This is a genomic window from Terriglobus sp. YAF25 (assembly GCF_052113305.1).
In the GTDB taxonomy this organism is placed as follows: domain Bacteria; phylum Acidobacteriota; class Terriglobia; order Terriglobales; family Acidobacteriaceae; genus Terriglobus.
The window spans coordinates 1-2,065 of record NZ_JBFRCY010000775.1 but is presented as its reverse complement, the minus strand read 5'-3'; the positions used below and the strand labels follow the sequence as shown (position 1 = coordinate 2,065).

General features: G+C 59.0%; 2 protein-coding genes. Both read left to right on the top strand.

Annotation, left to right across the window (positions count from 1 at the left end; all coding sequences use genetic code 11):
• On the top strand, positions 1–1,161 hold a 1,161-nt coding region (locus AB4043_RS23560), incomplete at its 5' end, for an Ig-like domain-containing protein (RefSeq protein WP_442308266.1).
• A 309-nt stretch (positions 1,162–1,470) separates the two neighbouring features.
• Positions 1,471–2,065, top strand: a 595-nt coding sequence (locus AB4043_RS23555; protein WP_442308265.1) for a chlorite dismutase family protein, incomplete at its 3' end; no start/stop codon positions are given.

The following is a 2,065-nucleotide window of genomic DNA, read 5'->3' as shown; positions in this document are numbered from 1 at the left end:
GTAAACGGGACACTGACTATACAGCAGGCCGCATCTACCGTGGCCCTTGCTACAAGCTCTAACCCTGCGGCACAAGGAAAGACCGAGACATTGACGGCGACGGTCACCGGGGCAGGGCAGCCCGGTGGCTCCGTCGCCTTCAGCGCGGGCTCCTCTGTGTTGTGTACCGCAGCAGTGAGCTCGTCAGGAGTCGCAACCTGTTCCTTTGTGCCAACAACCTCTGGCAACGAAGTGATTACGGCTCAGTATGGTGGAGATACCAACCACCTTACCGGCTCGGCAAGCCTGACGTTGGGTGTCTACGACGCGGCTGTCACGCTTCAGTTCGCAAGCACACAACTGACATATCCCGGTGCTACCAATGTCACCGCCTGTGTCACCGGAGCTACGATGGCAACGCCTACCGGAACCGTTCAGATCGTAGACGGAGTCGCCTCGCTTACCACGTTGTCGCTGCAAGGGAATGGATGCGCCTACTGGTACATCTCACCCGGGCTGGCAGCGGGCACACACACCTTCACCGCGGTCTATTCCGGCGACGGAAATAATCCTGCAGGCACGTCGGCGCAAACCACAGTGAATGTCACTCCGGTTCCGGTTACCATGGGCGTCTCCTGTTGGAATGGATCTTCGCCTTACGGTTCCAACTATCAATGCACGGTCAACGTGAGCTCGAATGCGGGCACACCACAGGGTGGGATCAACTATAGCCTCGACGGCGGTGCGGCGGTATCTGTTCCGCTGAGCGGCGGCAGTGCGGGCTTTACCCTGACAAAGCCCGTGGCGGGCAGCCACACGGTCGTCATCAGCTATCCACCGCAAACCAACTACGGTGCAGCGACTCAGACGCAGAGCTTCACGATGACCGCAGCGCCGGTGAATGTATCGCTCACACCTTCGAGTTGGTACGCAAGCGCGGGAACAAGTCTGACGTTTGCAGCGGCAGTAACATCCTGGAGCGCAGGGCCGCCGGCCGGCGTCGGTTCAGTCTCCTTCTACGACGGCAGTACGTTATTGGCGACTATCGCAGTCGACAGCAATGGACGAGCCGCCTACACAACCTCCAGCCTGACGGTTGGCAGCCACACCATTACGGCCACATATAACGGAGCCAACTACGCCTCAGGCTCCGGAAGCGCAACCATCACGGTCGCACAATAAGAGCCTACTCAGGCAATACACTCGTTGCCCCATTCTTTCGCGTAGCGAAAGGGTGGGGCCCCCGACGAACTTGTTCGTTGGGGTAACAACGGTGGGGCCCCCGACGAACTTGTTCGTTGGGGTAACAACGGTGGGGTATCGAGCAAAGCGAGACCGCTTTTGTTTTCTTTTCAAGGCGACACCGCAGTCGGGGGAATGCACGCTCAGTTCAGCACCTCGTTTATGAGGATGATCTAGTCAGGAAAACAGGCCTATCGAGAAGCCAGCTCTTCTGCTGCGATAATTAAGGGTGAACGGAGGTATGTCCTTTTGCCCGAACTCCCACAGGTACCCCTGACGCTTGAAGGTTCCAACGTCCTTCACCAGATCTTCCGCTTTGACTGGACTGCTTGGAAAAAGCTTCCCCTTGACGAGCGCACGGCCATCTCAGAGGAGTTCAGCGGGCTCCTCGCTCGCTGGGAGGCCGGTAACACGGAACCCAATGGGCACCCGAACCAGTCAGCACTGTTCTCGCAGATCGGCCACAAGGGAGACCTCGTCCTGATCCACTTCCGCGATTCGCTGGAAGACCTGAACCGCGTCGAGCTTGAGCTGGCTCAGACCCGTCTCTATCCCTTTCTTCAGCAGACATCCTCGTACCTTTCCGTCGTCGAGCTTGGTCTCTACGAGTCTTCAGAGAAGATCTACGCCCAACTCGCCGAGAAAGGCCTTGAGCCGGGTACGCCCGAGTGGAACGCCGGCGCCGGCGAGGCCACCGCACGCACCTTCGCCTCGCTCAGTTCGCGCCTCTTCCCAGCCATCCCGCCGGCGAAGTATCTCTGCTTCTACCCCATGGATCGTAAACGTGGCGAGCAGGTCAACTGGTACACCGAACCCATGGCTGATCGCCGTGCCATGATGCACG